A 24,356-nucleotide genomic window follows, 5' to 3' on the forward strand; every position below is an offset into this window, starting at 1 on the left:
TGTAAATTGTTTGTACTAGCATAGCCCGATACGTCGAATAATACGTCCGGGCTTTGCTCCTGGCGGCAATGCCACAACGGATTAGCGGTAATGAATAAAAAGAACATGCGCGTTGAAGTTTCTACGCCTCATCCCGTATTACGGTTGCTAAGTCTGGGGCTATTAAGTTTTTTATTTACCCTGTTTTCTCTTGAGTTGACGCTGTTAGGCTCATCCCTTGCGCCGCTGTGGTTCCCCACCGCGATTATGATGGTGGCGTTTTATCGGCATCCGGCCTCTTTCTGGCCCGCTATCGCCGTGGTGTGCGTGGCCGGTAATTTACTTGCGTCACTAATTTTATTTCCCGCCAACCAAATTGTAATAACCTTTCCGGTTATCAATATTCTTGAAGCCCTGCTCGGGGCAATATTACTGCGCAAACTTCTGCCCTGCGCCAATCCATTACAAAATCTCAACAACTGGGTAAAACTGGCAGTCGGTAGCGCGGTTATTCCCCCCTTATTCGGCGCGGTTTTGGCGGTTATTTTTACGCCGAACGACGAGAATCTGCGGACATTTTTTGTCTGGGTGTTATCGGAGTCGATTGCCGCCATCGCGCTGGTGCCGATTGGGCTGCTGTTTAAATCCCACTATTTGCTGCGCCATCGTAACACCCGCCTGCTGGTCGAAACCCTGGGGGCGCTGTGCGTAACGCTACTGTTGAGCTGGCTGGCGCTGCATTATCTCCCCTGGCCGTTTACCTTTATTATCGTGCTGCTGATGTGGAGCGCCATCCGGCTGCCGCGTCTGGAGGCGTTCACCATTTTTCTGGCGACGGTGATGGTGGTCTCCCTGACGCTAACCCGTAATCCGCAAATGCTTGCCGCCCCGCATCCCCTGGTGATGCTTAACGCCCCCTGGCTGCCGTTTTTGCTGATCCTGCTGCCCGCCAATGTGATGACCATGGTGATGTACGCGTTTCGCGAAGAGCGCAAGCATATTTCCGAGAGCGAAACCCGTTTTCGCAACGCCATGGAGTACTCCTCCATCGGCATGGCGCTGGTATCCATTGATGGCCGCTGGCTGGAGGTGAATAAATCCCTGTGCCAGTTCCTGGGCTATACCCCGGAAAAAATGTGCAGCATGACATTCCAGCAAATTACCTGGCCGGAAGATTTACATGACGATCTGGAACAGCTGGAGAGCCTGATTAAAGGCGATATCAACAGTTACTCCATGGAAAAACGCTACTTTAACCAGGCCGGTGAAGTGGTATGGGCCCTGATGTCGGTTTCCATGGTGCGGGATAATAATGGCGTGCCGCTCTATTTCATCGCCCAGATTGAAGATATTAACGATCTCAAACATACCGAATGGATGAATAAGCGTTTAATGGAACGCATTACGCTTGCGAATGAAGCTGGCGGCATCGGCATTTGGGAATGGGAGCTGGGGCCGGACATTATTAGCTGGGATAAGCGAATGTTCGAGCTGTACGATATTCCGCCGCATATTAAGCCCACCTACCAACTCTGGGCATCCCGGGTGGTAAAAGAAGATCTCGGTTCGGTAGAAATGACGATCCGCGATGCGCTAAAAGCGCGCGTCCCGTTTAAGATCGAATTCCGTATTCAGGTCAGCGAAGGCATTCGCCATATTCGCGCCCTCGCCAATCGCGTGATGAATAAGCAGGGCGATGTAGAACGTCTGCTGGGCGTGAATATGGATATGACCGAAGTTAAGCAGCTTAACGAGGCGCTGTTCCAGGAAAAAGAGCGTTTGCATATTACGCTCGACTCCATCGGCGAAGCGGTAATTTGTACCGACGTCGAGATGAATGTGACTTTTATGAACCCGGTGGCGGAAACCATGAGCGGTTGGTCGCAGGAACAGGCTATGGGGCAACCGCTGCTCTCGGTCCTGCGCATTACCTTCGGCGATAAAGGCCCGTTGATGGAAAATATCCACAGCGGGGACGTCAGCCGTACCGCCATCGAGCAGGATGTGGTGCTGCACTGCCGCAACGGCGGAAGCTACGATATTCACTACACCGTGACGCCGCTCAGCACCCTGGACGGGCAAAATATCGGCTCGGTGCTGGTGATCCAGGACGTCACCGAATCCCGCAAAATGCTGCGCCAGTTGAGTTACAGCGCTTCACATGACGCCCTCACCCATCTGGCGAACCGCGTCAGTTTTGAAAATCATCTTAAGCGCCTGCTGCAAAGCGTGGGCGAAAGTCATCAGCGCCACGCGCTGGTGTGCATCGATCTCGATCGCTTTAAAGCGGTGAACGACACCGCAGGCCATGCGGCGGGGGATGCGCTGCTGCGCGAACTGGCGTCGTTGATGCTGGGCATGCTGCGCACCACCGACATTCTGGCACGTCTCGGCGGCGATGAGTTTGGCCTGCTGTTGCCGGACTGCGGCATCGAAAACGCCTATACCATCTCTACCCGGCTGATTCAGGCGGTGAACGACTATCACTTTATGTGGGAAGGCCGCCTGCACCGCATCGGCGCCAGCGCCGGTATCACCCTGATCGACGCCAATAACAATCTGGCCTCGGAAGTGATGTCCCAGGCGGATATCGCCTGTTACGCCTCGAAAAATAAAGGGCGCGGCATGGTAACGGTTTATGAGCCACAGCAGCAGCACTTGCAACAACAGCGCACGCTGCTGGCCCATGAAGAGCAGGCGCGGATGATTAACGACAATCATATGATGCTGCTGGCCCGTGCCGTGGCGTCGCCGCGTATTCCTGAATCCACCAACTTCTGGCTGCTGTCGCTGCGGCTGTGGACCAGCGAAGGCAATGTACTGGAGGAGTCGGCGTTTCGCTCCAGCCTGACCGACCCGGCATTGTCCTGCGCGCTCGATCGCCGCGTGTTTACTGACTTTCTGCGCAACCACGCCACCGCCGTTGCTCTGAAGGGTTTTGGCGTCGCCCTGCCCTTGTCACCCCATGGGATCGCCAACGATGAGACCATCAATGAACTGCTGGCGGCATTGAGCACCAGCGCGCTGCCGCCGCGCTTGCTGCATTTCACCCTCCACAGCGACGTGCTGCTGACGGATGACGATCGTGCCAAAAACAACATGATTAAACTGCGCAACGCCGGTTGCCGCATTATCGTCAGCCAGGTCGGGCGTGATATGGAGATCTTTAACCAGTTAACGCGCCAGATCTGCGACTACATAATGATTGAGCCGGAACTGGTCACGGATGTGCATACCAATCTGATGGACGAGATGATGGTGACCATTATTCAGGGTCACGCCCAGCGGCTGGGGCTGAAGTGTATCGCTGGCCCCGCCGATCAGGCGCTCATTATGGACACGCTTTCCGGCATCGGCATCGATATGATCTGGGGCGATACCATCGCCCAGACCCAGCCGCTGGATATGCTGCTCAACCAGGGTTACTTTGCGATTAACTGATCCGGCTGCCAGCCGTGGTTGTACCAGATGTGCAATAACGCATACGAGCGCCAGGGCGACCAGCGCTCGGCGTAGCGGCGAATTTGCGCGGGAGTCATGCCGGGGAAGCGCAGTTTGATGGCGTAGTCATCCGGCAAAAACACGTCGGGGCTTTGCCAGCCGCGCAAGGCGAAATAGCTGGCGGTCCAGCGACCAATCCCTGGCAGTTTCATTAACGCTTTAATGCCCTGCTCGACGTTTTCCGGGCGTGACAGCATCAATTGCCCGTCCAGACACAGCTGCGCCAGGTTGATGATGGCGTCTGCACGCATTTTCGACATGCCCAGGGCTTTTAAATCCTCCCAGCGGGCACGGGCAAGGATCGTCGCATCCGGAAAACAACGCCAGCCCGGTTGCCCTTCCAGCGGTTCCCCATAAGCCTGCACCAGTTTACTGGTCAGTTTCGCCGCCATGGCGACGCTCACCAGTTGGCCTAACACCGCGCGGATCATCTGCTCAAAGGGATCGACGCAGCCGGGCAACCGCAAACCCGGTATCGGCGCGGCGAGTTCGCCCAGTGTGTCGATAATCGGTTGCGGGTCGGTATCGAGATCCAGCCAACGGCGCAACCGCGTCAGCGCCTCGTCGGCAACCGGCATGAGACCGTCGCTCAGCGTGACGCGCAGCTGATTATTACCGGCGATGTGAATTGTCGCCACTCCCCGGGCACCGTCAAACGCCATCACCCGCTGCAGGCTGTCATCGTTAATGATTTCAACGCCCTCGACGGTACGGTGGCGTAAAAAGCCGCACATCCAGGGCCAGTCGTACGGGCCGCGGTAATCAATAATGAACATGCTATCTCCTTGAAATACTGGATTCAGAGTAGCCCGATCCTGCGAGTTTCGCCTTGCTTTCATATTCCGTTTGCCGCCAGCACCACATTCGGCTAAAGTCGCCCCCCTTCTTCACAGGCATGGGGATGAAAATGTTTATTGGTTTTGATTACGGCACCGCGAACTGTTCGGTGGCGATAATGCGTGATGGCGCGCCGCAGATGCTAACGCTGGAAAACGGCTCGCCGCTGCTGCCGTCGATGCTGTGCGCCCCTACCCGCGAGGCGGTGAGCGAATGGCTGTACCGCTGTCATGATGTCCCGACGCCGGGAGAGGAAAACAAAGCGCTGCTGCGCCGGGCGATTAACGCCAACCGCGAAGAAGATATTCGGGTCACCGACGCCAGCGTGCAGTTCGGCCTGGCGGCGTTGCAGCACTATATGGACGACCCGGAAGAGGTGTGGTTCGTTAAATCGCCGAAGTCGTTTCTCGGCGCAAGCGGCCTGAAACCGCAGCAGGTAGCGCTGTTTGAAGATCTGGTGTGCGCAACAATGCTGCATATCCGCAACACCGCCGCCGCGCAAACCCATAATGCCATCGACCAGGCGGTTATTGGCCGTCCGATTAACTTCCAGGGGCTGGGCGGCGATGACGCCAACGCCCAGGCGCAGGGTATTCTCGAACGCGCGGCGCAGCGTGCTGGTTTTCGTGATGTGGTATTTCAGTATGAACCCGTCGCCGCCGGGCTGGATTTTGAGTCCACCCTGACCCGTGAGACGCGGGTACTGGTGGTGGATATCGGCGGCGGCACCACCGACTGCTCGGTATTGCTCATGGGGCCGCAGTGGGCCATGCAAGCCGATCGCGAAGCCAGCCTGCTGGGCCACAGCGGTTGCCGCATCGGCGGCAACGACCTGGATATCGCTCTCGCGTTTAAACAGCTGATGCCGCTATTAGGCATGGGCGGCGAAACCCAGAAAGGCATCGCCCTGCCAACGCTGCCCTGGTGGAACGCGGTGGCGATTAATGATGTCCCGGCGCAAAGCGATTTTTACAGTGCGGCGAATGGCCGTTTGCTGCTCGATTTGATCCGCGACGCCAAAGCGCCTGACGATGTCGCCAGATTGCGCAAAGTATGGCAGCAGCGTCTGAGTTACCGGCTGGTGCGGGTCGCCGAGGAGAGCAAAATCGCGCTCTCTGCCGATGAAAACCACCTGGCGCGGATGCCGTTTATCAGCGACGACTTACAGGCCGCCATTTCGCAAATCGAACTGGAAACGGCCCTGACGCAGCCGCTGCAACGCATTATTGAACAGGTATCCCTGGCGCTGGAAGCCAGCCATATCACGCCGGAGGTGATTTATCTCACCGGCGGCAGCGCCCGCTCGCCGCTGATCCGCAATCTGCTGGCGGCCTATTTGCCCGGGACGCCGATTCGCGGCGGCGATGATTTCGGTTCGGTCACCGCCGGGCTGGCGCGCTGGGCAAACGTGGTGTTTCGCTAATACCTGAGCTGTCCGGGGATGTTTAGAGTGAAATCACTCGGCTTCCTTCGGGCAGTTCGATGCTGATCTTCAGTTCACCGCCTAACGCTTCTGCGTAGCGTTTCAACGTTGAGACTTTGATGTCATCTCCGCGCCGCTCCATGGCCGCCACCGCAGGCTGGGTTACGCCGAGTTTTTCGGCGAGTTCCTGTTGCGACATGGCGCGCATTTCACGCAGGGTCGGCAAGCCGTTTTCCGCGGCGAACTCTTCGGCCAGGCGTTCGATTTCAGCCCGACGTTCGGGGGAATACTCAGCTAATTTTTCCTGAAATGTTTTCATCATCACTCCTTTTTACGTGCGAGATAACGTGCAAAAATCGCGTCCACTCTCGCAATTAACCACGTATAAAAACGCTTTTTCTCGTCCTTTTTTCCGCCATACAACAGCACTGCGTTCTGGCTATAGCCAAAGGCAAAACCGATGCGCCAGGGATTGCCGGCATACTGCACCCGCAGTTCTTTCATATTCGGGTAGTGCGATCCCACAAGCGTATCAACATAAGGCCGCCCCAGGTTCGGCCCACTGATCTCAAGGAGAGTGACCATGGTATCGATACGAATCTGTAACCCATGCTCCTGCTGATCAAACCATTGCTCGTATTCTGGCGTGAGCACAACCGTCCATGTCATAACCACCTCATAAAGTGTAATTTATATTTAATGCCTGAACCACACTCTATACTGTCGAAATTTGTACTGCTGATTCCCGTCTCGATCCTGCGAGAAATCTCGAACAAAAGCGCTGATTAGGAGGAATCCTGACGTTGTTCCATATTTCCTCCATTTTTCCCCCGTCGCTCATCACTAAACTAGTATCATTACGCCTAATCGTTTCAGGATAAGAAGACGTTTAACTTATGAAAGGTACTGGTTTATCGCGTTGGATGTGGCCCATCATTATTGTTATCGCCATCGTAGCGGGCTTGTGGTACTGGCACGCTCAAAAGCCAGACGCGGCGCCGGGTCAGCAGGCATCCGGCCAGCAGCGTAAAGCGGGCGGCGGACGCGCCAGCATGCGCGGCGCGCTCGCGCCGGTACAGGCGGCAACCGCCGTCAGCGCAGCGGTTCCCCGCTATCTTTCGGGGCTGGGCACCATCACCGCCGCCAATACCGTTACCGTGCACAGCCGGGTTGACGGGCAGTTGATGGCGCTGCACTTTCAGGAAGGGCAGCAGGTGAAAGCGGGCGATCTGCTGGCGGAAATCGATCCCAGCCAGTTTAAGGTGGCGCTGGCCCAGGCCGAAGGCCAACTGGCCCGCGATAAAGCCACCCTTGCCAATGCCCGGCGCGATTTAGCGCGCTATCAGCAATTGAGCAAAACCAACCTGGTGTCGCGCCAGGAGCTGGATGCCCAGCAGGCGCTGGTTAACGAAACTCTCGGCACTATCAAGGCCGACGAAGCCGCCGTCGCCAGCGCGCAGTTGCAGTTAACCTGGAGCCGCATCACCGCGCCAGTGGATGGGCGCGTCGGCCTTAAGCAGGTGGATATCGGCAACCAGATCTCCAGTGGCGACACCACCGGTATCGTGGTGCTGACCCAAACCCACCCTATTGATGTGCTGTTCACCCTGCCGGAAAGCGATATCGCCACCATCGTGCAGGCGCAAAAAGCCGGGAAAACCCTGACGGTGGAAGCCTGGGATCGCACCAATAAGCAGAAGCTCAGTACCGGAACCTTGCTCAGCCTGGATAACCAAATCGACGCGACTACCGGCACCATCAAACTTAAAGGCCGCTTTGATAATCAGGATGACGCCCTGTTCCCTAACCAGTTTGTTAACGCCCGCATGTTGGTGGACACCCAGCAGGATGCCATCGTGATCCCTACCGCCGCGCTGCAAATGGGCAACGACGGCCATTTCGTCTGGGTGCTGAACAGCGAGAACAAAGTCAGCAAGCACACGGTGACCACAGGCATTCAGGACAGCGAAAAAGTGGTGGTGACTGCCGGGCTGTCGGCAGGCGATCGCGTGGTGACTGACGGGATCGACCGTCTGACCGAAGGGGCAAGCGTGGAAGTGGTGGAGGCGCATAACGCCCAGGCTGAGACGCCAAAAGAGGCTCCATCGCATAAACGGCAGGGAGCGCAGTCCTGATGCAGGTGTTACCTCCGAGCGCCACCGGCGGGCCGTCGCGGCTATTCATCCTACGCCCGGTCGCCACCACGTTGCTGATGATCGCCATTATGCTGGCAGGGGTGCTGGGCTACCGTTTTTTGCCGGTCTCGGCGCTGCCGGAAGTGGATTACCCCACGATTCAGGTGGTGACGCTGTATCCGGGGGCCAGCCCGGATGTGGTGACCTCGGCGATTACCGCGCCGCTGGAACGCCAGTTCGGCCAGATGTCCGGCCTGAAGCAGATGGCGTCGCAAAGCGCGGGTGGTGCCAGCGTGATCACCCTGCAATTCCAGCTTTCGTTAGCGCTGGACGTGGCGGAGCAGGAAGTGCAGGCGGCCATTAACGCCGCCACCAATCTGTTGCCCAACGATTTGCCGAACCCACCGGTGTACAGCAAAGTCAACCCGGCGGACCCGCCGATCATGACCCTGGCGGTGACCTCCACCGCGCTGCCGATGACCCAGGTGGAAGACATGGTGGAAACCCGGGTCGCGCAGAAAATTTCCCAGGTTTCGGGCGTTGGGCTGGTTACGCTATCCGGCGGACAGCGCCCGGCGGTGCGGGTCAAACTTAACGCCCAGGCGCTGGCCGCTCTCGGGGTGACCAGCGAAACCGTGCGTACCGCCATCAGCAATGCCAACGTCAATTCAGCGAAAGGCAGCCTCGACGGCCCGGAACGCGCCATCACCCTCTCCGCCAATGACCAGATGAAATCGGCGGATGAATACCGCAACCTGATTATCGCTTACCAGAACGGCGCGGCGATCCGCTTAGGGGATGTGGCGACCATCGAACAGGGCGCGGAAAACCGCTGGCTCGGCGCATGGGCTAACAAGCAGCAGGCCATCGTGATGAATATTCAGCGCCAGCCCGGCGCGAATATCATCGCCACCGCCGACAGCGTGCGCCAGATGCTGCCCACGCTGACGCAAAGTTTGCCGAAATCGGTGGAAGTGAAGCTGCTGGCCGACCGCACCACCAATATCCGCGCGTCGGTGACCGACACCCAGTTCGAGCTGATGCTGGCAATCGCGCTGGTGGTGATGATCATCTATCTGTTCCTGCGCAACGTGCCGGCGACGATTATTCCCGCCGTGGCGGTGCCGCTGTCGCTGGTCGGCACCTTTGCGGTGATGGTGTTTTTTGATTTTTCCATCAATAACCTGACGCTGATGGCGCTGACCATCGCCACCGGGTTTGTGGTGGATGACGCCATCGTGGTGATCGAGAACATCTCGCGCTATATCGAAAAAGGTGAGAAACCACTTGCCGCCGCGCTAAAAGGCGCGGGGGAGATCGGCTTCACCATCATCTCCCTGACCTTCTCGCTGATCGCGGTGCTGATCCCGCTGCTGTTTATGGGCGATATCGTCGGACGCTTGTTCCGCGAGTTCGCCATCACCCTGGCGGTGGCGATTTTGATCTCCGCCGTGGTTTCCCTGACGCTGACGCCGATGATGTGCGCGCGCATGTTGAGCCACGAATCGCTGCGCAAGCAAAACCGCTTCTCCCGCGCCAGCGAGCGCTTTTTCGAACGAGTGATTGCCAGCTACGGTCGCGGGTTAACGCGGGTGCTGAGCCACCCGTGGCTCACCCTCGGCGTGGCGCTCGGCACCCTGGCGCTGACGGTGGTCTTGTGGATGCTGATCCCCAAAGGTTTCTTCCCGGTACAGGACAACAGCATTATTCAGGGCACCTTGCAGGCCCCGCAGTCAGCGTCATTCGCCAGTATGGCGGAGCGCCAGCAGCGGGTGGCGGATGTGATTTTAAAAGATCCGGCGGTGGAAAGCCTGACCTCGTTTGTCGGCGTGGACGGCACCAACGCCTCGCTGAACAGCGCCCGCCTGCAAATCCATCTTAAACCGCTGGACCAGCGCGATGACCGTATCCAGCCGGTGATTGCCCGGCTCCAGCAGGCGGTGGCGAAGGTGCCAGGGGTGGCGCTGTACCTGCAACCGACTCAGGATCTGACCATCGATACCCAGGTGAGCCGCACCCAGTATCAGTTTACGCTACAGGCCAACTCACTGGAGGCGCTCAGCACCTGGGTCCCGGCGCTGATGGACAAGCTCGCCACCCTGCCGGCGCTGTCGGACGTGAGCAGCGACTGGCAGGATCAGGGGCTGGTGGCGTATGTCAATGTCGACCGCGACAGCGCCAGCCGTCTCGGCATCAGCATGAGCGATGTGGATAACGCGCTGTATAACGCCTTTGGCCAGCGGCTGATTTCCACGATTTATACCCAGGCAAATCAGTACCGCGTGGTGCTGGAGCATGACACCCGCGCCACGCCCGGCATCAGCGGGCTGGACAGCATTCGCCTGACCAGCGCCGACGGCGGTATCGTGCCGTTAAGCGCTATCGCTAACGTCGAGCAGCGCCACGGGCCGATGTCGATTAACCATCTCGATCAGTTCCCGTCCACCACCATTTCGTTCAACGTGACCGACGGTTATTCCCTGGAGCAGGCGGTAAACGCCATTCTCGAGGCCGAGAAAACCCTCGACTTCCCGGCGGATATCACCACCTCGTTCCAGGGCAGTACCCTCGCCTTCCAGTCGGCGCTGGGCAACACCATCTGGCTGATCCTGGCGTCGGTGGTGGCGATGTATATTGTGCTCGGCGTGCTGTATGAGAGCTTTATTCACCCGATTACGATTCTCTCCACGCTGCCTACCGCAGGCGTCGGCGCGCTGCTGGCGCTGATGCTGGCGGGCAGCGAGCTGGACGTCATCGCGATTATCGGCATTATCCTGCTGATCGGCATCGTCAAGAAAAACGCCATCATGATGATCGACTTTGCGCTGGCGGCGGAGCGTGAACAGGGGTTATCTCCTTACGACGCGATTTACCAGGCCTGTTTGCTGCGTTTCCGTCCGATCCTGATGACCACGCTTGCCGCGCTGCTCGGCGCGCTGCCGCTGATGTTAAGTACCGGCGTCGGCGCAGAACTGCGCCGACCGTTGGGCATCGGCATGGTAGGCGGGCTGCTGGTGAGCCAGGTGCTGACGCTGTTCACCACCCCGGTGATTTACCTGCTGTTTGATCGGCTGGCCCATTACACCCGGGCGCGTTTTAGCCGTAAAACCGGGGAGGCGTAAGTGCGATTTTACGCCCTGTTTATCTATCGGCCTGTTGCCACCATCCTGCTGACGCTGGCGGTCACGCTGTGCGGCGTGCTGGCGTTTCGCCTGCTGCCGGTGGCCCCGCTGCCGCAGGTGGATTTCCCGGTGATTATGGTCAGCGCCTCGCTGCCCGGCGCGTCGCCGGAAACCATGGCGTCATCGGTGGCGACACCGCTGGAGCGCGCGTTAGGGCGCATCGCCGGGGTCAACGAGATGACCTCGTCCAGCTCGCTCGGCAGTACTCGGATTATTTTGCAGTTTGATTTTGACCGCGATATCAACGGCGCGGCGCGTGACGTGCAGGCGGCAATCAGCGCCGCCCAGAGCCTGTTGCCAAGCGGGATGCCGAGCCGCCCGACTTATCGCAAGGCCAACCCGTCCGATGCGCCGATTATCATCCTGACGCTGACCTCCGATACCCTTTCGCAAGGGGCGCTGTACGACTTCGCCTCGACCCAACTGGCGCAGACCATCGCGCAAATCGACGGCGTGGGCGACGTGGACGTCGGCGGCAGCTCTCTGCCTGCGGTGCGCGTCGATCTCAATCCGCAGGCGCTGTTTAACCAGGGCGTGTCGCTGGACGCGGTGCGCACCGCCATCAGCGACGCCAACGTGCGCCGTCCGCAGGGCGCGCTGGAAGACAGCGACCGGCGCTGGCAGATCCAGACCAATGACGAGCTAAAAACCGCGGCGGAATACCAGCCGCTGATTATTCATTACCACAACGGCGCGGCGGTGAAACTCCAGGACGTGGCGACGGTGACTGACTCGGTGCAGGACGTGCGCAACGCCGGAATGACCAACGCCAAACCGGCGATTTTGCTGATGATCCGCAAAGCCCCGGAAGCCAATATCATCGAAACCGTGGATCGCATTCGCGCCCGAGTGCCGGAGCTGCGCGAGATCATCCCGGCGTCTATCGATCTGCAAATAGCCCAGGATCGCTCGCCAACCATTCGCGCCTCCCTAGAAGAAGTGGAGCAGACGCTGGTGATCTCTGTGGCGTTGGTGATCCTGGTGGTGTTTCTGTTTCTACGCTCCGGGCGCGCGACCTTTATCCCGGCCATTGCGGTGCCAGTGTCGTTAATCGGCACCTTTACCGCGATGTACCTGTGCGGCTTTAGCCTGAATAACCTGTCGCTGATGGCGCTGACCATTGCCACCGGCTTTGTGGTGGATGACGCCATCGTGGTGCTGGAGAATATTTCCCGCCATCTGGAAGCCGGGGTGAAACCGCTTCAGGCGGCGCTACAGGGCGTACGGGAAGTGGGCTTCACGGTGCTGTCTATGAGCCTGTCGCTGGTGGCGGTATTTCTGCCGCTGCTGCTGATGGGAGGGCTGCCAGGGCGTCTGTTCCGGGAATTCGCCGTCACGCTCTCGGTGGCGATAGGCATCTCGCTGGTGGTCTCCCTGACCTTAACGCCAATGATGTGCGGTTGGCTGCTGAAAGCCAGTCAACCCCAGTCCCAGCCGCGCAAGCGCGGCGTTGGCCGCCTACTCACCGCGCTACAGGAGGGCTATGCCCAATCCCTGCAATGGGTGCTGCGCCATACCAAACTGGTGGGCGTGGTGCTGCTTGCCACTATCGCGCTCAATATCTGGTTGTATATCGCCATCCCGAAAACCTTTTTCCCGGAGCAGGACACCGGTCGGCTGATGGGCGGCATCCAGGCGGATCAGAGCATCTCTTTCCAGGCGATGCGCGGCAAGCTGGAAGACTTTATGAAGATTATTCGCGACGATCCGGCAGTGGATAATGTCACCGGTTTTACCGGCGGCTCGCGGGTGAACAGCGGGATGATGTTTATCTCGCTGAAACCGCTGGGCGAGCGCCATGAAACCTCACAGCAGGTCATTGACCGGCTGCGTAAAAAGCTCGCGAAAGAGCCGGGAGCCAGCCTGTTTTTAATGGCGGTGCAGGATATCCGGGTCGGCGGACGGCAATCTAACGCCAGTTATCAGTACACCTTACTCTCCGACGATTTAGCCGCGCTGCGCGAATGGGAGCCGAAGATCCGCCAGGTGCTGGCGAAACTGCCGCAGCTGGCGGACGTTAACTCCGACCAGCAGGACAACGGCGCGGAAATGAGCCTGATTTACGACCGTGAAACCATGGCGCGGCTGGGGATCAGCGTGCAGGACGCCAACGGCCTGCTGAATAACGCCTTCGGCCAGCGGCAGATTTCCACCATTTACCAGCCGCTGAACCAGTACAAAGTGGTAATGCAGGTCGATCCGCGTTACACCCAGGATATCAGCGCCCTGAACCAGATGTTTGTCATCAACAGCGACGGCAAGCCGATCCCGCTGTCCAGCTTCGCCCACTGGCAACCGGCGAACGCGCCGCTGTCAGTGAACCATCAGGGCCTGTCGGCGGCCTCAACCATCGCGTTTAACCTGCCCACCGGGGTGTCGTTATCCGAGGCCAGCGACGCCATCGATCGCACCATGACCTCGCTTGGCGTGCCTTCCACGGTGCGCGGCAGCTACGCCGGCACCGCCCAGGTATTTCAGGACACCATGAACTCGCAAGTGTTGCTGATCCTCGCGGCCATCGCCACGGTGTATATCGTGCTGGGCATTCTGTACGAGAGCTACGTGCATCCGCTGACCATCCTCTCCACCCTGCCCTCGGCGGGCGTCGGCGCGCTGCTGGCGCTGGAGCTTTTCGGCGCGCCGTTCAGCCTGATTGCGCTGATCGGCATTATGCTGTTGATCGGGATCGTGAAAAAGAACGCCATCATGATGGTAGATTTCGCTATCGAAGCGCAGCGTAAAGGCGATTTGTCGCCAGAGCAGGCGATTTTCCAGGCCTGTCTGTTACGCTTTCGACCGATCATGATGACCACGCTGGCGGCGCTGTTTGGCGCGCTACCGCTGGTGATCTCCAGCGGCGACGGTGCGGAACTGCGCCAGCCGCTGGGCATCACCATTGTCGGCGGTCTGGTGATGAGCCAGTTATTGACGCTCTACACCACGCCGGTGGTTTATCTGTTTTTCGACCGACTGCGACTGCGCTTTACGCGTCAACGTCGTGGAGGTGAAGCCATAACGACGAGTGAATAACCGATGACGGAATTGCCCCAAAATGTGCGCTGGCAGTTGTGGATTGTGGCGTTTGGCTTCTTTATGCAAACGCTGGATACCACCATTGTGAACACTGCCCTCCCCGCAATGGCACGGAGCCTTGGCGAAGATCCGCTGCACATGCATATGGTGATTGTCTCCTATGTGCTCACCGTAGCGGTGATGCTGCCCGCCAGCGGCTGGCTCGCCGACCGCGTGGGGGTGCGTAATATTTTCTTTAGCGCCATCGTACTGTTTACGCTTGGCTCGCTGTTTTGCGCCCAGGCCAGCACCCTGGACGGGCTGATTATGGCGCGTGTGGTACAAGGGATCGGCGGCGCGATGATGGTGCCGGTAGGCAGGCTGACGGTGATGAAAATCGTGCCGCGCGAGCAGTATATGGCGGCCATGACCTTTGTCACCCTGCCGGGGCAAATCGGCCCGCTGCTCGGCCCGGCGCTGGGCGGGATCCTGGTGGAATACGCCTCCTGGCACTGGATCTTTTTGATTAACCTGCCGGTGGGGATCGTCGGCGCGATTGCCACGCTGTGGCTGATGCCAAACTACACCATGCAAACCCGGCGCTTCGATTTCTCCGGCTTCCTGATGCTGGCCTTCGGGATGGCGGCGTTGACCCTGGCGCTGGACGGGCAAAAAACGCTCGGCATCTCTGTGGCCTGGATCGGGCTGATGGCGGCAGGCGGTTTACTGGCGCTGGCGCTGTATCTCAAACACGCCCGAGGCAACGAGCGGGCGCTGTTCAGGCTGGAACTGTTCCAGACGCCGAGTTTTTCCATCGGGCTGCTGGGCAGCCTGGTCGGGCGTATCGGCAGCGGGATGCTGCCGTTTATGACGCCGGTATTCCTGCAAATTGGCCTGGGATTTTCGCCGTTTCACGCCGGGTTAATGATGATCCCGATGGTGCTGGGAAGCATGGGCATCAAGCGCATCGTGGTGCAGATCGTTAACCGCTTTGGCTACCGGCAGGTGTTGGTGTTTTCCACGCTTGCGCTGGCGCTGGTGACGCTGCTGTTTATGGGTACCGCGCTGCTGGGCTGGATTTGGGTATTGCCCGTGGTGCTGCTGTTGCAGGGTGTGGTCAACGCGGTGCGCTTCTCCACCATGAATACCCTGACGCTGAAAGACCTGCCTGACGCGCTCGCCAGCGGCGGCAACGGCCTGCTGTCGATGGTGATGCAGCTTTCCATGAGCCTCGGCGTGACCGTCGCCGGCTTGCTGCTCGGTGCGTTCGGCCATCAGCATCTGACGCCGGAGTCGGCGCACAGCGTGTTTCTTTATACCTATATCAGCATGGCGGTGATTATCGCGCTGCCCGCGCTGGTGTTTACCCGCGTTCCGGAAGACACCCGTAAAAACGAGGTGATCGCGCGCGGCAAAAGGAGTCAGAAATGAAGTTGTGGCGGCCCGGCATCACGGGAAAGCTGTTTCTGGCGATATTCGCCACCTGCATTTTATTGCTAATCACTATGCACTGGGCGGTGCGGTTTAGCTTCGAGCGCGGCTTTATTGATTACATTAAACACGGCAACGCCCAGCGTCTTGAACTGCTGAGCGACGCCCTGGGCGAGCAGTACGCCCTGCATGGCAACTGGCACTTCTTACGCCACAACGACCGCTTTGTGTTTCAAATCCTGCGCTCGCTCGAACGGGATTCCGACGAGGAGCGTGGCCGCCCAAACGGCATGCCGCCCCACGGCTGGCGCACCCAGTTCTGGGTGGTGGATGAAAACCAGACCGTACTGGTCGGCCCGCGCTCGCCGGTGCCGCCGGATGGCATGCGCCGGGCGATCACGGTGAATAATGCCAGCGTTGGCTGGGTGATCGCCTCGCCGGTGGAGCGCCTCACCCGCTCCACCGATATCAATTTTGATAAGCAGCAGCGGCGCACCAGTTGGCTGATTGTCGCGCTGTCAACGCTGCTGGCGGCGGCGGCGACGCTGCTGCTGGCGCGCGGCCTGCTGGCGCCGGTCAAACGGCTGGTGGAAGGTACCCACCAATTGGCGGCCGGGAATTTCTCTACACGCGTGGCCACTAACAGCCAGGATGAACTGGGCAAACTGGCCCAGGACTTTAACCAGCTCGCCAGTACGCTGGAGAAAAACCAACAGATGCGTCGTGACTTTATGGCGGACATTTCCCATGAACTGCGGACCCCGCTGGCGGTACTGCGCGGGGAGCTGGAGGCGATTCAGGACGGTGTGCGCCAGTTTACCCCGGAGTCGGTGGCATCGCTTCAGGCGGAAGTGGGCACTCTCACCAAGCTGGTGGACGATTTGCACCAGCTTTCGCTCTCCGACGAAGGCGCGCTGGCGTACCAGAAAGCACCGGTGGATATCGTCAACCTGCTGGAAGTGGCGGCAGGCGCGTTCCGCGAACGTTTTGCGGCGCGTGGGCTGACGATCGCGCTGTCGTTACCCGATCATGCAGTGGTGTTTGGCGACGGCGATCGCCTGATGCAACTGTTTAATAATCTGCTGGAAAATAGCCTGCGCTATACCGACGCGGGCGGCGGATTGCAGATCCACGGGCGCATCGAGGCTCACACCCTGACGCTGGCGTTTTCCGACAGCGCCCCCGGCGTGACCGATGATCAGCTCGGCAAGCTGTTTGAGCGCTTCTATCGCGCCGAAGGATCGCGCAACCGCGCCAGCGGCGGCTCCGGGCTGGGCCTGGCGATCTGCGCCAATATCGTCGCCGCCCATAACGGCACGCTGCGCGCCGACCACTCACCATCAGGGGGGATTCGCGTTACTGTATCGCTACCCCTCGACGACGAATTACCGAGAGACGCATGACAGAGCTACCGATAGATGAAAACACGCCACGCATTCTGATCGTGGAAGACGAGCCCAAGCTGGGGCAACTGTTAATCGACTATCTGCGGGCGGCAGGCTATGCGCCGACGCTGATCGATCATGGCGACAAGGTGCTGAATTATGTGCGCCAGACGCCGCCGTCGCTGATCCTGCTGGATTTGATGCTGCCCGGCGTCGACGGGCTGACGCTGTGCCGGGAAATCCGCCGCTTTTCCGAAGTGCCGATTGTCATGGTCACCGCCAAAATCGAAGAGATTGACCGGCTGCTGGGGCTGGAAATCGGCGCGGATGATTACATCTGCAAACCCTACAGCCCACGGGAAGTGGTGGCGCGGGTGAAAACTATTCTGCGCCGCTGCAAGCCGCAAAAAGAGCTGGCGAAACAGGATGCCGAAAGCCCGCTGGTGGTGGATGAAGGGCGCTTCCAGGCAAGCTGGCGCAAAAAAGTCTTAGACCTGACGCCCGCTGAATTCCGGCTGCTTAAAACCCTGTCTCACGAGCCGGGCAAAGTGTTTTCCCGCGAACAGTTGCTGAACCAGCTGTATGACGATTACCGGGTGGTGACTGACCGCACCATCGATAGCCATATCAAAAACCTGCGCCGCAAGTTGGAAGCCCTTGACGAAGAGCAGTCATTTATCCGCGCGGTGTATGGCGTGGGATATCGCTGGGAAGCGGATGCCTGTCGTTTAATGTAATTATTATCTGATGACCGCCCACGAACAGTGGGCTTTTACGTTAAATATAGGTATCGACATTAGTTTACGTATCAAATTACACATAATATTTTCGCTATAACATTTGAACTGATTGTACAATATGAGTCTATTCACACTTATCATAATAGATGACAGGAATAATAAACTAAATTTGGCAAGGAGGTTGAAATGCAACAACTGCGGAAAGGTGGATTACGTTTATTGACGACTGGAGAAATTCAGCTTGCATCAACAGTGTTCAGGTACTGTATTCAATATCACAAAGTCTGGATACATTTCGAGAGCTATTTACCTTTTAATTTACAAAATCTTGACACTGCGATGACCCCTAATGGAGAAATATGGTTTCAGGACAAAGTTTATAGAGATGACTACTCTATAAGTGGTCCGGATCTACAGCATATATTCATACACGAAATGATGCATGTTTATCAGCAACAAAGAGGGATGTTTGTGCGGACTCGTGGTTTATTTTCGTGGGCTGCAGATTATTTTTATGACTTAACGAAAAAGAATCTATCTCATTACTCTATGGAACAGCAAGCATGTATAATCGCTGACTATTGGTTACTATTACAATATGGATTTAATAAATATAGTTATTTGATAAAATATAAAGATTACAATCCCGCTGAGAACGTCAAAGATTTGATAAAAAAATATCAGCAAGTTATACAAGGCATCACTGTATGAAAGTAGCGATGATTATATTATGTCTTATTCTGGTCGGATGTGGTTCCGGCGATAGATTAGCATTCAGCGAACAAGGAGCGGCTTCGATTAATGAAAATTTATTATGTATTAACGCTAAAAATGGAGATGTTTTAAGCTTTTATTCTCTCAGTTCGTCCATAGATAATTACTCGAATACCATAATGCATTCTGGCGACCAGGAAAAAAGCAGGATTTATCCCAACTTATGTTTTGACATTCAATTGAAGCGCGGATTCAACTATAGCTTGCTTTATGTATTAAATGAGAAGAAATATCGTTTAGAATTCAACATCGATCTCAACGGTACCGTTACCAATATTACCAGATGAAATGTTTTATAAAGCGATAACTCCATTGAAGAATCAAAAATACAGTGTCTCAAGAGCACGTTTCTGTTCAGAGCTAAGTTCAATATTCATATCGTCAGCTGATCCCCTTTTCGACAAAATCAAGTAGTTTCAATGATCACAGGGATAAAACATATCAAGCTGTAATGTATTATTGACATGATCCACTGAAACATCAGCGTACAAATAAATCTAAAAAAACACATAGCAATATTAGACATTACGCATACTGGTTTTACACTCGTCTTTAGCTATTCACATGCCTTGCTCGCACAACTTGTATTAGCTGTGGTCCTAAAAGAGTGCAGGGATGCTCGTTAAGTTGGCTATATTGTTTGGTAATGGATCTATTTAGTGAAGGAGATAACATGGCGATTCCAGTGTATTTATGGTTGAACGATGAAGGTAATAATGCCGTAAAAGGCTGCGTCGATGTAAAGAATCGTGAAGGCTCTATTGAAATAGTAGAACTTATGCATAATGTGGAGTTACCTACCGATAATCAAACGGGTAAAATCACCAGCAAACGCATACATAATGATTACTTTCTCATTAAAGAAGTTGATAGCTCATCACCTTATTTATATAGAGGCGTATCTACGGGTCAAAAATTCAAACAAGCAGTTTTAAAATTCTATCGCATCAACTATAACGGTCAGGAAGAAGAGTACTTCCGGGTAACTATGGAAAATGTCAGGGTGAACGAGATTGAACCCTTTATGCTGGATATTAAAGATCCCGCGTATGAAAAGCATAACCACCTTGAAGCATTTTATTTATCCTATGAGCGGATAACATGGCACTACCTTGATGGGAACATAATCCACTCTGATTCATGGAATAATAAGGAGGCCGCATAATGCCGTGGGTATATAAGGTGAGTGCACATACATTCTACCTGGATGGTATCTATAAATTTAACGCCGAATATTCAGGCAGGCCAGGATTTATGAATGATTCCGCTAATGAATGTGTCAGCGGTAAAGGTCCAATACCGCGCGGTACCTATACTATTGGAGCAGCTTTCTATCATCATAAAACAAAAGCCTACACTATGAGACTTACACCCTTTATCGAAAATCAGATGTGTGGCCGCGATGGTTTCATGATCCATGGTAATAGTTCAGCTCACCCCTTAGATGCTTCTGATGGATGTATAATCCTGAACTTATCCGAGCGCATGATAATTAATGACAGCACAGACAAGATACTGGTAGTAGAGGATTAACATGAAAAAAATATTACTGTTCCTGGTAACAACGGTACCAATGTTTTCATATGCTAACAATTATGGCTGTGCCACTGCCGGTGCCTCAATGGAAATATCGCTTTTTGAGGCATTATCAGAGCAGTTAAAAATAGACACATCAACTATTGTACGCGACAAAACACAAGTAAAAATCTTAGATATTACGCCAATATCTAAAATATATGCGGAATATCTGGCAAGAATCGATTTCAATAAATATCCTGGGAAAGATAAAACAGAGGATACCTATAACAGAATTTTCTTTTCCAGTTACTATGAAAATGAAGTAAAGTCTATCACCGCTCAATACACCTACTTTAACAAAGATAAAAAGAAAGCTGTTTTTATTGCAACCAGCCTTATGAATAAAGATGAGTGCTCAATAAGATTTAACGGTTATATTACCTTATCCAGAGAATTTTAGTGTATGTTTATCAGCTAAAGCCCTTTCCGTTAATGTTAGGGCTTTTGTTATATGTTAAGCGGGAATGTTAAGTATCCTGCAACAGCACCGCACTTTACCTCTGCTCCCCTCGACGCTACAATTCCCGCCTTCAATGTGGGGGATAATCCTCTCCCCAAGCCGCCCCACCCGGTGAGGCGGTTCTGACCTGACATCAGAACGAGAACACCAATGTTTAAACCAGAACTCCTTTCCCCGGCGGGAACGCTGAAAAACATGCGTTACGCTTTCGCCTATGGCGCAGACGCAGTGTATGCCGGCCAGCCGCGTTACAGCCTGCGGGTGCGCAATAACGAATTCAACCACGAGAATTTGCAGCTCGGCATCAATGAAGCCCATGCGCTGGGTAAAAAATTCTATGTGGTGGTAAATATCGCGCCGCATAACGCCAAGCTGAAAACCTTTATTCGCGATCTCAAGCCGGTGATCGATATGGGGCCGGATGCGCTGATTATGTCCGATCCTGGTTTGATCATGATGGTGCGCGAAGCGTTCCCGGAAATGGATATCCATCTGTCGGTGCAGGCCAACGCGGTGAACTGGGCGACGGTGAAGTTCTGGAAGCAGATGGGCCTGACGCGGGTGATTTTATCCCGCGAACTGTCGCTGGAAGAGATCGCGGAAATCCGCGAACAGGTGCCCAATATGGAGATCGAAATCTTCGTGCACGGCGCGCTGTGCATGGCCTATTCTGGCCGCTGCCTGCTGTCTGGCTATATCAACAAGCGCGACCCGAACCAGGGCACCTGCACCAACGCCTGCCGCTGGGAATATAACGTTAAAGAAGGCAAAGAGGACGATGTGGGCAATATCGTGCACATCCACGAGCCGATCCCGGTGCAGACCATCGAGCCGACGCTGGGCATCGGCGCGCCGACCGATAAAGTGTTTATGGTGGAAGAGGCCCAACGTCCCGGTGAATATATGACCGCGTTCGAAGACGAGCACGGCACCTATATCATGAACTCCAAAGATCTGCGCGCCATCCAGCACGTGGAACGCCTGACCAAAATGGGCGTGCACTCGCTGAAGATCGAAGGCCGTACTAAATCCTTCTACTACTGCGCCCGCACCGCCCAGGTTTATCGCCGGGCGATTGATGACGCCGCCGCCGGCAAACCGTTTGATCCTACCCTGCTGGAGACGCTGGAAGGCCTGGCGCATCGCGGCTATACCGAAGGGTTCCTGCGTCGTCACACCCATGACGATTACCAGAACTATGAGTATGGATTCTCGGTATCCGATCGTCAGCAGTTTGTCGGGGAATTTACCGGCGAGCGCCGCGGCGAACTGGCGGAAGTGAAGGTGAAAAATAAATTCTCTCTCGGCGACAGCCTGGAGCTGATGACCCCGCAGGGTAACGTCAATTTCACCCTCGAGCATCTGGAAAACGCTAAAGGAGAGAAAATGGAAGTGGCGCCGGGAGATGGTTATACCGTCTGGATGCCGGTTCCTCAGGATTTAGCGCTGGAGTTTGCCCTGTTGATGCGAAATTTCTCTGGTCAGAGCACCCGCAATCCTCACGGTAAGTGATTCATTTCGGTTATTTTTTCTCATAGGATGAATCTTAGAAAGAGATCACATACCGCCACCCGCTATCCGGGTATGATTCGATTCGCTGAAAAACATAACCCATAAATGCTAGTTGTACCAGGAACCACCTCCTTAGCCTGCGTAATCTCCCTTACGCAGGCTTATTTTTTTCTTCCTCTTTCAGTGCGTTCTGACACGCAATTTTCCTTTCCAGGATAAACTTCTTGAAGATTGACTCATTTCAGGACACTCCATGGACAGCATCCCCGCTTCACTGATCGTTCTTAATGGCAAAGGCGCAGGCAATGACCTGCTGCGCAGCGCAGTCAACCTGTTGCGCGAAGAAGGCGTCACCCTGCATGTCCGCGTAACGTGGGAAAAAGGCGATGCCGAGCGTTTCGTCAATGAAGCGGTCACGCTGGGCGTGGAAACGGTGATTGCAGGCGGCGGGGACGGCACCATTAACGAAGTGGCGACTGCACTGTCACGTATTGATACGGCGATACGCCCGGCGCTCGGCATCGTACCGCTGGGCACTGCCAATGACTTCGCCACCAGCACCGGCATTCCAGCTGAGCTGGATAAAGCGCTGAAGCTCGCCATTGCCGGGAAAGCGACGCCAATCGATCTGGTGGAGGTCAACCAACAGGCCGCGTTTATCAATATGGCGACCGGCGGCTTCGGCACCCGCATCACCACCGAAACGCCGGAAAAACTCAAGGCCGCGCTGGGCAGCGTTTCTTATCTGCTGCATGGTCTGCTGCGTATGGATACCCTGCAACCGGACCGCTGCGAAATTCGCGGCGAGAATTTTCACTGGCAGGGAGATGCGCTGGTGATTGGCTTCGGCAACGGGCGTCAGGCAGGTGGCGGCCAGCAGTTGTGCCCGGACGCGCTGATCAATGACGGGCAGTTGCGGGTGCGGATTTTTACCGGTGATGAGCTATTACCCGCGCTGTTTACGACCCTGACTCGCCCGGATGACAGCCCGAATATTGTTGATGGTATCTCTTCATGGTTTGAAATCACCTCGCCCCATGAAATGACCTTTAACCTTGACGGCGAACCGCTCAGCGGCCAGCAGTTCCGGCTGGCAGTCAAACCCGGCGCGCTGCTGTGCCGCCTGCCGCCGGATTGCCCGCTGTTGCGCTAAAAACTTATCAGCCGGGTATACCCGGCTGTTTTATCAGGCGATGGTGACTTTGCTATCCAGATAAACATCCTGAACGGCATTGATCAGTTTCACGCCATCCGCCATGGATTTCTTAAAGGCTTTACGCCCTAAGATCAGCCCCATCCCGCCTGCGCGTTTATTAATTACCGCCGTGCGCACCGCATCGGTTAAATCAGCTTCACCGCCCGACGCGCCGCCGGAGTTAATCAGCCCGGCTCGCCCCATATAGCAGTTCGCCAGCTGGTAACGCACCAGGTCGATAGGATTATCGCTGGTTAATTTGCTGTAGACGCGCTCGTCGGTATAACCGTAATTCACCGCTTTATAGCCGCCGTTATTTTCCGCCATCTTCTGCTTGACGATATCCGCGCCGATAGTCGCCGCCAGATGGTTAGCCTGGCCAGTTAAATCGGCGCTGACGTGGTAATCGACGCCATCTTTCTTAAAGCCGGAATTACGCAGATAGGCCCACAGCACCGTCACCATCCCCAGTTCATGGGCGCGCTCAAACGCCGCAGAAATCTCTTCTATCTGGCGGCGCGACTCTTCGGAGCCGAAATAAATGGTCGCCCCGACGGCGACCGCGCCGAGATTAAACGCCTGCTCGACGCTGGCGTACAGGGTCTGGTCGTAGGTATTCGGGTAGCTGAGGGTTTCGTTATGGTTCAGTTTCACCAGAAACGGAATGCGATGGGCATAGCGGCGCGATACCGATGCCAGTACGCCATAGGTTGAGGCAACACAGTTACAGCCCGCCTCAATCGCCAGTTCAACGATGTTCTTCGGATCGAAATAGAGCGGGTTGGCGGCGAAAGATGCCCCCGCCGAATGCTCCACGCCCTGATCCACGGGCAGAATGGAAAGATACCCCGTTCCCGCCAGCCGCCCGGTATTGTAGAGGGTCTGCATGTTGCGTAGCACCGCAGGCGGACGGTTATTATCAATCATTACCCGATCCACATAGTCCGCACCGGGCAGGTAAAGATTGTCTGCCGGAATGGTCATACAACGATGCTGTAACAGGCTATCGGCATCTTTGCCAAGCAACTGCGCAATATCAGTCATAATTCGCTCCCGTAAGGTCCTCAAAGTAGAGAAAAGCTCCATGCCCGCAGAGGCGCGGGCAGCACTAAGTCTGATACGCAAACGATATATTTTCCAGCCGCCGGCGCATTTTTAGCCTGTCTCCTTTCAGCGCACAAACGCACTGCAAGCGTGAAAAACTGTTAGCGC

19 protein-coding genes are annotated in these 24,356 nt (G+C 55.9%); 15 read left to right on the forward strand and 4 right to left on the reverse strand.

Annotated features, from left to right (window positions below):
• The first annotated feature begins 90 nt into the window (after nucleotides 1-90).
• Nucleotides 91-3,420 carry a diguanylate cyclase gene (locus tag FHW74_RS03540; RefSeq protein ID WP_183169173.1) on the forward strand — a complete coding sequence of 1,110 codons (3,330 nt, stop codon included), beginning with the start codon at nucleotides 91-93 and terminating at the stop codon, nucleotides 3,418-3,420.
• Here FHW74_RS03540 and alkA read toward each other — a convergent pair.
• Nucleotides 3,402-4,256 carry a DNA-3-methyladenine glycosylase 2 gene (alkA, locus tag FHW74_RS03545; protein WP_183169174.1) on the reverse strand — a complete coding sequence of 285 codons (855 nt, stop codon included), beginning with the start codon at nucleotides 4,254-4,256 and terminating at the stop codon, nucleotides 3,402-3,404. The two genes, FHW74_RS03540 and alkA, sit on opposite strands and share 19 nt — an antisense overlap.
• Before the next feature lie 131 nt (nucleotides 4,257-4,387).
• On the opposite strand from alkA, the gene yegD reads away from it, so the two are divergent.
• Nucleotides 4,388-5,740, forward strand: a complete 1,353-nt coding sequence (gene yegD, locus FHW74_RS03550; protein WP_183169438.1) for a molecular chaperone — start codon at nucleotides 4,388-4,390, stop codon at nucleotides 5,738-5,740.
• Nucleotides 5,741-5,762: 22 nt separating this feature from the next.
• Here yegD and FHW74_RS03555 read toward each other — a convergent pair whose 3' ends face one another.
• The gene (locus FHW74_RS03555; protein WP_370527947.1) at nucleotides 5,763-6,059 is read right to left on the reverse strand and encodes a helix-turn-helix domain-containing protein; all 297 of its coding nucleotides are present in this window, start codon (nucleotides 6,057-6,059) and stop codon (nucleotides 5,763-5,765) included.
• Between the two features lie 2 nt (nucleotides 6,060-6,061).
• The gene (locus FHW74_RS03560) at nucleotides 6,062-6,409 is read right to left on the reverse strand and encodes a type II toxin-antitoxin system RelE/ParE family toxin (RefSeq protein WP_183169176.1); all 348 of its coding nucleotides are present in this window, start codon (nucleotides 6,407-6,409) and stop codon (nucleotides 6,062-6,064) included.
• A gap of 227 nt (nucleotides 6,410-6,636) precedes the next feature.
• Between FHW74_RS03560 and FHW74_RS03565 the strand changes: the two genes are divergently transcribed.
• From FHW74_RS03565 to yegS, 13 genes are all read left to right on the forward strand, one after another.
• On the forward strand, nucleotides 6,637-7,875 hold the full coding sequence (locus FHW74_RS03565; protein WP_183169177.1) for an MdtA/MuxA family multidrug efflux RND transporter periplasmic adaptor subunit: 1,239 nt from the start codon (nucleotides 6,637-6,639) through the stop codon (nucleotides 7,873-7,875).
• Nucleotides 7,875-10,997 carry an MdtB/MuxB family multidrug efflux RND transporter permease subunit gene (locus FHW74_RS03570; protein WP_183169178.1) on the forward strand — a complete coding sequence of 1,041 codons (3,123 nt, stop codon included), beginning with the start codon at nucleotides 7,875-7,877 and terminating at the stop codon, nucleotides 10,995-10,997. Before FHW74_RS03565 ends, FHW74_RS03570 begins: the two co-directional genes overlap by 1 nt.
• Nucleotides 10,998-14,087, forward strand: a complete 3,090-nt coding sequence (gene mdtC / locus FHW74_RS03575) for a multidrug efflux RND transporter permease subunit MdtC (protein WP_183169179.1) — start codon at nucleotides 10,998-11,000, stop codon at nucleotides 14,085-14,087.
• A gap of 3 nt (nucleotides 14,088-14,090) precedes the next feature.
• Complete coding sequence (gene mdtD / locus FHW74_RS03580) at nucleotides 14,091-15,500, forward strand: multidrug transporter subunit MdtD (RefSeq protein ID WP_183169180.1); 1,410 nt, start codon at nucleotides 14,091-14,093, stop codon at nucleotides 15,498-15,500.
• Entirely contained in the window at nucleotides 15,497-16,903 is a 1,407-nt protein-coding gene (gene baeS / locus FHW74_RS03585) for a two-component system sensor histidine kinase BaeS (protein WP_183169181.1), read from the forward strand. The genes mdtD and baeS overlap by 4 nt, the downstream gene beginning before the upstream one ends.
• Complete coding sequence (baeR, locus tag FHW74_RS03590) at nucleotides 16,900-17,622, forward strand: two-component system response regulator BaeR (RefSeq protein ID WP_183169182.1); 723 nt, start codon at nucleotides 16,900-16,902, stop codon at nucleotides 17,620-17,622. The genes baeS and baeR overlap by 4 nt, the downstream gene beginning before the upstream one ends.
• Before the next feature lie 189 nt (nucleotides 17,623-17,811).
• Complete coding sequence (locus FHW74_RS03595) at nucleotides 17,812-18,336, forward strand: type IV secretion protein Rhs (RefSeq protein WP_183169183.1); 525 nt, start codon at nucleotides 17,812-17,814, stop codon at nucleotides 18,334-18,336.
• Entirely contained in the window at nucleotides 18,333-18,686 is a 354-nt protein-coding gene (locus FHW74_RS03600) for a putative T6SS immunity periplasmic lipoprotein (RefSeq protein ID WP_183169184.1), read from the forward strand. Before FHW74_RS03595 ends, FHW74_RS03600 begins: the two co-directional genes overlap by 4 nt.
• A 386-nt stretch (nucleotides 18,687-19,072) precedes the next feature.
• A complete protein-coding gene (locus FHW74_RS03605; protein WP_183169185.1) occupies nucleotides 19,073-19,564 on the forward strand; it encodes a type VI secretion system tube protein TssD in 492 nt (163 codons plus the stop codon).
• A complete protein-coding gene (locus FHW74_RS03610) occupies nucleotides 19,564-19,932 on the forward strand; it encodes a tlde1 domain-containing protein (RefSeq protein ID WP_183169186.1) in 369 nt (122 codons plus the stop codon). The genes FHW74_RS03605 and FHW74_RS03610 overlap by 1 nt, the downstream gene beginning before the upstream one ends.
• Nucleotide 19,933: 1 nt before the next feature.
• Complete coding sequence (locus FHW74_RS03615; protein ID WP_183169187.1) at nucleotides 19,934-20,377, forward strand: Shiga toxin A subunit; 444 nt, start codon at nucleotides 19,934-19,936, stop codon at nucleotides 20,375-20,377.
• 210 nt (nucleotides 20,378-20,587) lie between these two features.
• Entirely contained in the window at nucleotides 20,588-21,949 is a 1,362-nt protein-coding gene (yegQ, locus tag FHW74_RS03620) for a tRNA 5-hydroxyuridine modification protein YegQ (protein ID WP_183169188.1), read from the forward strand.
• A gap of 253 nt (nucleotides 21,950-22,202) precedes the next feature.
• On the forward strand, nucleotides 22,203-23,102 hold the full coding sequence (yegS, locus tag FHW74_RS03625) for a lipid kinase YegS (RefSeq protein WP_183169189.1): 900 nt from the start codon (nucleotides 22,203-22,205) through the stop codon (nucleotides 23,100-23,102).
• 33 nt (nucleotides 23,103-23,135) lie between these two features.
• On the opposite strand, the gene fbaB is transcribed toward yegS, so the two are convergent.
• Nucleotides 23,136-24,188, reverse strand: a complete 1,053-nt coding sequence (fbaB, locus tag FHW74_RS03630) for a class I fructose-bisphosphate aldolase (protein WP_125291688.1) — start codon at nucleotides 24,186-24,188, stop codon at nucleotides 23,136-23,138.
• Nucleotides 24,189-24,356 lie beyond the last annotated feature (168 nt).

The sequence above is a fragment of the Atlantibacter sp. RC6 genome, from assembly GCF_014193285.1.
GTDB lineage: Bacteria > Pseudomonadota > Gammaproteobacteria > Enterobacterales > Enterobacteriaceae > Atlantibacter.

Coding starts and splice junctions, on each gene's coding strand:
- FHW74_RS03540 (WP_183169173.1), top strand. CDS start 91: ATGAATAAAAAGAACATGCGCGTTGAAGTTTCTACGCCTCATCCCGTA.
- alkA (WP_183169174.1), bottom strand. CDS start 4,256: ATGTTCATTATTGATTACCGCGGCCCGTACGACTGGCCCTGGATGTGC.
- yegD (WP_183169438.1), top strand. CDS start 4,388: ATGTTTATTGGTTTTGATTACGGCACCGCGAACTGTTCGGTGGCGATA.
- FHW74_RS03555 (WP_370527947.1), bottom strand. CDS start 6,059: ATGAAAACATTTCAGGAAAAATTAGCTGAGTATTCCCCCGAACGTCGG.
- FHW74_RS03560 (WP_183169176.1), bottom strand. CDS start 6,409: ATGACATGGACGGTTGTGCTCACGCCAGAATACGAGCAATGGTTTGAT.
- FHW74_RS03565 (WP_183169177.1), top strand. CDS start 6,637: ATGAAAGGTACTGGTTTATCGCGTTGGATGTGGCCCATCATTATTGTT.
- FHW74_RS03570 (WP_183169178.1), top strand. CDS start 7,875: ATGCAGGTGTTACCTCCGAGCGCCACCGGCGGGCCGTCGCGGCTATTC.
- mdtD (WP_183169180.1), top strand. CDS start 14,091: ATGACGGAATTGCCCCAAAATGTGCGCTGGCAGTTGTGGATTGTGGCG.
- baeS (WP_183169181.1), top strand. CDS start 15,497: ATGAAGTTGTGGCGGCCCGGCATCACGGGAAAGCTGTTTCTGGCGATA.
- baeR (WP_183169182.1), top strand. CDS start 16,900: ATGACAGAGCTACCGATAGATGAAAACACGCCACGCATTCTGATCGTG.
- FHW74_RS03595 (WP_183169183.1), top strand. CDS start 17,812: ATGCAACAACTGCGGAAAGGTGGATTACGTTTATTGACGACTGGAGAA.
- FHW74_RS03600 (WP_183169184.1), top strand. CDS start 18,333: ATGAAAGTAGCGATGATTATATTATGTCTTATTCTGGTCGGATGTGGT.
- FHW74_RS03605 (WP_183169185.1), top strand. CDS start 19,073: ATGGCGATTCCAGTGTATTTATGGTTGAACGATGAAGGTAATAATGCC.
- FHW74_RS03610 (WP_183169186.1), top strand. CDS start 19,564: ATGCCGTGGGTATATAAGGTGAGTGCACATACATTCTACCTGGATGGT.
- FHW74_RS03615 (WP_183169187.1), top strand. CDS start 19,934: ATGAAAAAAATATTACTGTTCCTGGTAACAACGGTACCAATGTTTTCA.
- yegQ (WP_183169188.1), top strand. CDS start 20,588: ATGTTTAAACCAGAACTCCTTTCCCCGGCGGGAACGCTGAAAAACATG.
- yegS (WP_183169189.1), top strand. CDS start 22,203: ATGGACAGCATCCCCGCTTCACTGATCGTTCTTAATGGCAAAGGCGCA.
- fbaB (WP_125291688.1), bottom strand. CDS start 24,188: ATGACTGATATTGCGCAGTTGCTTGGCAAAGATGCCGATAGCCTGTTA.